Here is a 6,800-nt window from a genome sequence, read left to right as displayed (position 1 = left end):
GCGATGAAATCAAGCATTAGTAAAACCAGTGGAATTTACCCTGACACGGAATTCCACTGGTTTTTAGGATTTTTATCAGACTAACTTCCACTTGGATTAGCAGTGGAACTTAGTTTGGGAATTTAGCCTTGATTGTTCAGTCTCTTTTTCATTCTAATTCAGTTACAATTTAATCTCATTTGAGGAAGTGGGTGATGCTTGTCTCTAATAAGATTATGATATTAATTTTTGATAGTACTTCCAGAAGTTATAGATTCCATGTTATCTTTCAAGTATCAGTGTTCTAAATTCCTTATATCTTGTTAGGGTTTGGGTAGAATCATTGATAACAGACTGTTGCAGATCTAGTTAGCTGTATGATTTATGATTATCTACTGTTCTAGTAACCAATCTATGATATTTTTCTTCTCAATACCATTGTAATTGGCTGTTGGTTGAATTGTATCCATTGTTAATAGATATTTTGGGAATTGATCTTTAATGGCTTCTAGTGGTCTAAGTTCTCTTTCTAGTGTTTCTGGAGCAAGTGTTGTTTCACTGACTTGATAATAAGCATAGTGACCAAGATCAGTTACAACAACAAAATCAACTTCATATTTATCTAAATTACCAACATATACTTGTGAATATCTACGTCTCAATTCCAAATACACAATATTTTCCAAGATATGCCCAATATCTTCTTTGTGGTCTGGTAATAAGAGATGTCGTAAACCTAAATCAACGGGATAATATTTTTCTAAGCGTTGCAATAATGCTCGACCTTTTACATCAAAACGTGGAACGGAATAAAAAAGTAAACTGTCTGTCAAAGTTGTCAAATAATTTTCCAAAGTATTATGGGAGATTGAAACGTTTTGGCTGATCAGAGTATTGCGAATCTTATTTGTCGATATTAGGCTTCCCGTACTGCTGAGAAGGGTTCGAACAATGCGCTCAATAATAGTAGGATTTGGATTTCCCAATCTAGTGACAATATCATTTAACAGTATTGAGTTATAGATTCCTCTGAGATAGTCAATTTTTTCAGCGTAAGATGCTGTTTGTAATAAGTAAGGGAAAGCACTAAAGAGATAATTGTTAAAAATTTCTGTTGTATTCAGATTCTCTGTGAGAGATTGACCTGATAGATATTCTTCAAATGACAAAGGAAGAACCTCTATCTCAACATACCGACCAGTCAAATTTGTAGCTAATTGGCTACTCATAAAGTAGGCGTTGGATCCAGTCAAATAGAGGTCAACATTTGGTAAGATGAATAGGCTATCTGCTACCAGTTCAAATTTCTCAACATGTTGAATTTCATCTAAAAAGATATAGTATGTTTTCTCCCCAACTAACTGCTCTTTTATATAAGCAAATAATGTTTGAAAATGTCGCAGGTCATAGTAACTCAAATCTTCGAAATTGATGGATATAATCTGATCCTCATCTACCCCAGTTGCTAGTAACTCCTCTTTATAGAGTTGAAAGAGAACAGATTTACCAGCTCGTCTCACTCCACTCACAACTTTGATGATTTGTCGGTCACGATGTCTTCTTAAAAAATCTAAATAATGTGGTCTTTTAATATAGTTCATAATAGATACCTCAAATATAGTATAATACAAATAGACATTATTTTCAATTTATTAGAAATAAAATCTAGGGCTGTTTAAATGTCTTCAGGATAGAAAACGACGATAGAAAAAATTGCATTGACACGAATATACTGTAGATTTGTTATCAAACTATATCATCTTTGTGATGCAGTAGTTCGTATTTCTCAACTACATAAGCTACAAAAACAAAAAGTGATAACTACCCGAATTTTTAAAGTTTTATATGTTGTGCTTGCCACATTTAGTTGCTTATAAATGTAACTGTGAACTGACAAAGTTAATTGCCTCAAAACCTTAATCAATAAGATGCTGTTAACGTTTACGGATATTCAAGGATTTTCTCTTGGATGTTTTTTTGGTGTCTGAACTTGACTATGTATGAGAAAGATATTATGATAGTCAGGACGGCAGTTTATTAAGGCAGTGACTGAAGGACTAAGTGGCCAAATAGGTTGAGTTCCTACGCTTGATGTGCTTGTTACGAAGCCGACGGCAGGGGATTTACTAGTCACGAGGCCACGCAAAGATATGATTCCTGTTCAACAACTAGCATTGCCTGGGTAGACTAGTAAGCCACTTACCTTGCCGGCACCAGATCCTGTGTTAGCTTTACCAGCGCCTAAAGTTACATCTAAACCGGATTTTTATGTATCGCCTGATGGCAGAATTTTGTCATCAACGGCCTATCGTTATATGGATTCTAAGTATGCTGAACAGACAATGAGGACTATGGAAGTCCCTAGAAGTTACATCGGTTTATCTAAATTTGATTTAGCTAGTAAGATGCAAGATGCTTATCAAATATCTCCTGCTTGGAGTAATGCGAATCTTCGTGGAGAGTTCGATATACTTCAGATAATGTGTATGTTCCTAAGGAAGCCGGAGATACAGGAAAAGTTTTGGAGCCAATCACATCTTATTATCCCGAATATGGGAAAGGAGGCTATCCACAATTGAAAACTAATTCGGTAATTGAATTTTAAAAAGTGGATCTTATAGGTGACTAATATGAATTATGATGATGTTAAAGAAAAATTATGTAATATTATTATTAAATACATTGATCATCCAGACATACGTTTACAAATGTTAGAGCAAGCAAAGTCTGTTAATACTGTGAGAGGTGTACTCTATAGTTTAGACACAGAAAAAAACAGAGATTTAACTCAAGAGGAGATTGATTTTTGTAAAGATTTATTTTTTTACTTCGGTTAAAAATAAAATTTTCTAGAGTTTGGGATAGATTCTACGATAATTTCGCTATAGTCTAAAAATTTTACAGCAATTACTATTAAAGATAATGTTGTGGATGAAATCGTTAGAACCACACCTTTTGAAGACTTAAATAAAATTTACTTAAATGTTAAATTACAATACTAGGAGAAAAAATGAACTTACAATTTACCAAATTTGCAGCTATGCCAGAAGAAGTCATTGAAAAGTATGCCCCAAAAGTTCCAGATGAATTAGTGGAATTGTGGCAGCAATATGGACTGGGATTTTTACTTGATGGTTATCTAAAAATTATCAATCCAGAAGAATATATAGGATTTGTAGAAGCTACATATTTCAGAGGAACAAATGGAGTTCCATTATTTGTTACTTGTTTTGGGGATATAATTATCTACACTCAGAACGGCTTTATTGATATCATTTATTATGCGAACAATGATTTTGATGTGATGACACAACGGATGGATCATTTTATCAAATTTTTAGATGATGATAGTTTTTTAGAAGATTTTTTTGATATTCATTTCTATGAGGAAGCGGTTAAGGAGTATGGGAACTTGGATTACAATCAATGCTTTGGTTTTGTTCCTCTTCTTGTACTTGGAGGAAAAAGGGATCTAACCAATATTGACAAGGTTGGCATAAAAGAACATTTAGAACTTATTACCCAGATTACAGGCGGTGTGGGATTTTAGGATTTGGAATCAAGGATAGTAATCTAGGGGAACTAAACCTACGAGCGCTGGTGATGATTCAAAAGATAATACTTGGTCAAGGGATGATCGCTGGCTACTTCAGATGCTCATACTGGATGAAGTGCTAGAAATTTTAAGTTAGTGGTTGATATGGCTACAAAACCTATTGTCCATTTTAACTTTAGAAGGCGATTATATATGTTTAAAATTACAAAAGATCATTTTTGTAAGCTCGAATCGTATGTGAACTCAAGCGTCTATGGATTTTGCAGTTGTCTAAGAAAGTAGAAATAAGTATATCATAGATTCCTATCACAATATATCTTCAATTGCAGTTTTCTTACTTTTTTATATTCTTAAAGACTTTTTGAACAGTCTCATAGTACTTTTTCTTCAATAACTAAATATGTGGTATTCTATAGTAGATTGAATCTAGAACAGTACACCACAACTGCTAAAAATATTTCTAGAAATTAGTTTGACTTTCCTAATCTCTCTGTTCGCATCTTATTTCAATCCACTATATCTATCGGCAACAATGCACCAAAAATGGTGCATTTATCTTTTTTGTGCTATAATAGAAATAAATAAAAGGAGGAGTTACATGATTGGAGAAAATATAAAAACGTTACGTAAAACACAGAATTTAACGCAACCTGAGTTTGCAAAGATTGTTGGTATCTCTAGAAATAGTCTGAGTCGTTATGAAAATGGGACAAGTTCAGTTTCAACAGAATTAATAGATCGTATCTGCAGGAAATTTAATGTTTCTTATATCGATATCGTAGGGGAAGAAAAAATGCTCACACCAGTAGAAGATTATCAGTTAACTCTGAAAATTGAAGTGATTAAAGAACGAGGGGCGAATATCTTAGCGCAACTTTATCGTTTACAAGATGAACTAGAAATTGCATTTGATGATGCTAATAATCCTTGGGTTCTAATGAGCGATGATCTTTCTGATTTGATTAACACGAAGATTTATCTTGTTGCAACTTTTGAGGATGTAGAGCGATATTATGGCTATTTGGATGGCATTGAACGTATGCTAGAACAAGCTACTCATCTGGTGGTAGCTTAATGAAACTAGAAGAATTTAGCCAAGATGATTTTAAACGAGCATCCAAGCGACTCGTTCGTTCTTTAACTCATGTAAAAGCAACCTCATCTCAGCCTAAAGCTATTTTGCTCGGTGGACAGAGTGGTGCTGGGAAGACAACGATTCATCGTGTGAAACAAAGAGAATTTCAAGGCAATATCATTATTATTGATGGGGATAGTTATCGCTCTTTTCATCCGAACTATCTTGGCTTACAGGAAAAGTATGGAAAAGATAGTGTGGATTATACCAAAGTATTTGCGGGCCAAATGGTTGAGTATCTCGTAGATGAATTGAGTAAACAAGGTTATCATTTGTTAATTGAGGGTACCTTGAGAACAACAGAAGTTCCTAGAAAAACGGCACAATTATTGATAACTAAAGGATATCAAGTCTCGCTTGCACTAATTGCGACCAAGCCTGAATTGTCCTATCTCAGCACCTTGATACGTTATGAAGAACTCCATGCTATAGATCCTAGTCAAGCTAGAGCGACTCCCAAAGAACACCATGATGGAATTGTAGAACATTTAGTTAATAACTTACGAGAGTTAGAAAATGATAAGATTTTTAATCAAATTCAAATTTATCAAAGAGATCAATCGTGTGTTTATGATTCGGAAGTAGATCAAATCTCAGCAGCAGAAGTTTTACAAAAATGCCTCTTCGGAAAATGGAACAAGGTGGAAAAAGAGATGTTGAAGATGGGTCAGGAACGGTTGAGAGAGTTGGGGGAAAATTGATAAGTGACGAAGGGTTAATTTATGAGTACATTAAAAAAAGTAATTTATTTCGATGAATCATCAGCAATGGATTTTTTACAGATTGAATCCAAGGGAAAATTAACAAAAACAACTGAGCTTATGACAACATTACAAGGTGAAACGGGTATGGAAGTTGATGCTGAAGGAACAATTGGTAAAAATAGTGCTTTAAAAATAATTTTTGAAAAAATGACAGGATTAAGTGGTTCAGTTACTCTTTCTGCTACTAGTTCAGGTGGAATTCAAGGAAATAAAATAGCAAAGACAATACTTGAAAATTCTCTATTGTATGATTTTTTAGATACTGTAGAGTTACGCAAGAAGAATTTTCTTGTTGATATTACAGAAAATTATACTTTAGAAATAAGTGAGAATTCGATGTCTTATTTTGCTATGATTGCACCAATTTCAGAAATGATGGAAGGTTCCCAGAGTATAGATGGGATGGAAAATGTATCAATGTCATTTTCTAAACTTAATTCTGGGATTAGAGAGATTAAAGGTTATTTTGAACTTATAGGATATAATAAAAAACAAGAAATTGAGAGAATTTTCCGTTTTAATATCAATTCTTTTAAAAATAATTATCGAATTCATGATTTAACAAAAATGACTCTTAAACTTTATTCAATAAAAGTCGGCGCAACGACTATTAGTGACTTAAATTTTGAGACACAGTTTAATTTACAACAGAGAAATCTATCTTTTACCGGAATTTTAGAAAATGATAGGATTTGCTCAGAACAGAAATATCCAGTTTATGATGTAATACTTGCAGGAGTGAACTAAATGGATAGTATTATACTTTTTAAAGGTTCTAAGAGAGATTTTAATAAATTATTAAAAGCGAGAGCCGTTGAAGACTTCACTCCATTTATGGAGCTTATTCGACAATATAATATTACTGTGAGAGCCAATGATATAAATGCCTCACAATATGCTCCAGATGGATTTGGCGAAAAACAGATTGAAAATGTTGTTATTTTTGCTGATGATTATGCTTCTGTAACAGATCACGTGATATCAAATTTCAATAATATTGTACTTCTAGGACATGATATTCAACATCTTTATATACAAAATCCTCCCAAGAGAGTAGAGATTTCCTTGCGAGTTCAGTTTGATAACATTATAGAAGAATGCTATTCAAACTATCAGGGAATAGATAATGAGGAAATTATTGATTTCTATAATCATATGATTTCTTCTAATGTTGTAGGCCAACAGCAAGCTAAAAAAGATATTTCAATTGGTCTACTAAAGAAAAGTACCCTAACAAATAAGAAGCCCACTGAAAAAGGAGCTCTCTTACTTTTAATGAAATGAAAACCGAGGAATCACTCATCAATTTGAGCGAATTCCTCGGTTATTTTGTATTTATTAAGGCCATAATTCGTTTCATATTAAC

At 33.2% G+C, this 6,800-nt stretch carries 7 protein-coding genes; 6 read left to right on the top strand and 1 reads right to left on the bottom strand.

Annotated features, from left to right (window positions below):
* Positions 1 to 371: 371 nt before the first annotated feature.
* Entirely contained in the window at positions 372 to 1,580 is a 1,209-nt protein-coding gene (locus tag QM374_RS10450; RefSeq protein WP_248035832.1) for an ATP-binding protein, read from the bottom strand.
* Between the two features lie 1,029 nt (positions 1,581 to 2,609).
* Between QM374_RS10450 and QM374_RS10445 the strand changes: the two genes are divergently transcribed.
* The 6 genes from QM374_RS10445 (at position 2,610) to QM374_RS10420 (ending at position 6,718) form a co-directional block, all read left to right on the top strand.
* Entirely contained in the window at positions 2,610 to 2,816 is a 207-nt protein-coding gene (locus QM374_RS10445) for a hypothetical protein (protein WP_248035830.1), read from the top strand.
* Positions 2,817 to 2,989: 173 nt separating this feature from the next.
* Positions 2,990 to 3,529, top strand: coding sequence for a T6SS immunity protein Tdi1 domain-containing protein (locus tag QM374_RS10440; RefSeq protein ID WP_414311706.1), 540 nt, complete (start codon positions 2,990 to 2,992; stop codon positions 3,527 to 3,529).
* A 604-nt stretch (positions 3,530 to 4,133) separates the two neighbouring features.
* Complete coding sequence (gene pezA / locus QM374_RS10435; RefSeq protein ID WP_414311705.1) at positions 4,134 to 4,610, top strand: type II toxin-antitoxin system antitoxin PezA; 477 nt, start codon at positions 4,134 to 4,136, stop codon at positions 4,608 to 4,610.
* Positions 4,610 to 5,371, top strand: coding sequence for a type II toxin-antitoxin system toxin PezT (gene pezT, locus QM374_RS10430; RefSeq protein ID WP_414311704.1), 762 nt, complete (start codon positions 4,610 to 4,612; stop codon positions 5,369 to 5,371). Before pezA ends, pezT begins: the two co-directional genes overlap by 1 nt.
* A gap of 21 nt (positions 5,372 to 5,392) precedes the next feature.
* Positions 5,393 to 6,181, top strand: coding sequence for a DUF6414 family protein (locus QM374_RS10425; protein WP_414311703.1), 789 nt, complete (start codon positions 5,393 to 5,395; stop codon positions 6,179 to 6,181).
* Positions 6,182 to 6,718 (top strand): hypothetical protein, encoded by a 537-nt coding sequence (locus QM374_RS10420; protein WP_414311702.1) that lies wholly within the window; start codon positions 6,182 to 6,184, stop codon positions 6,716 to 6,718.
* Positions 6,719 to 6,800 lie beyond the last annotated feature (82 nt).

Source organism: Streptococcus infantis, from assembly GCF_047465525.1.
GTDB lineage: Bacteria > Bacillota > Bacilli > Lactobacillales > Streptococcaceae > Streptococcus > Streptococcus infantis_R.
Note: the sequence above shows the minus strand (reverse complement) of the source record. Positions and strands in the feature narration are given on the sequence as shown.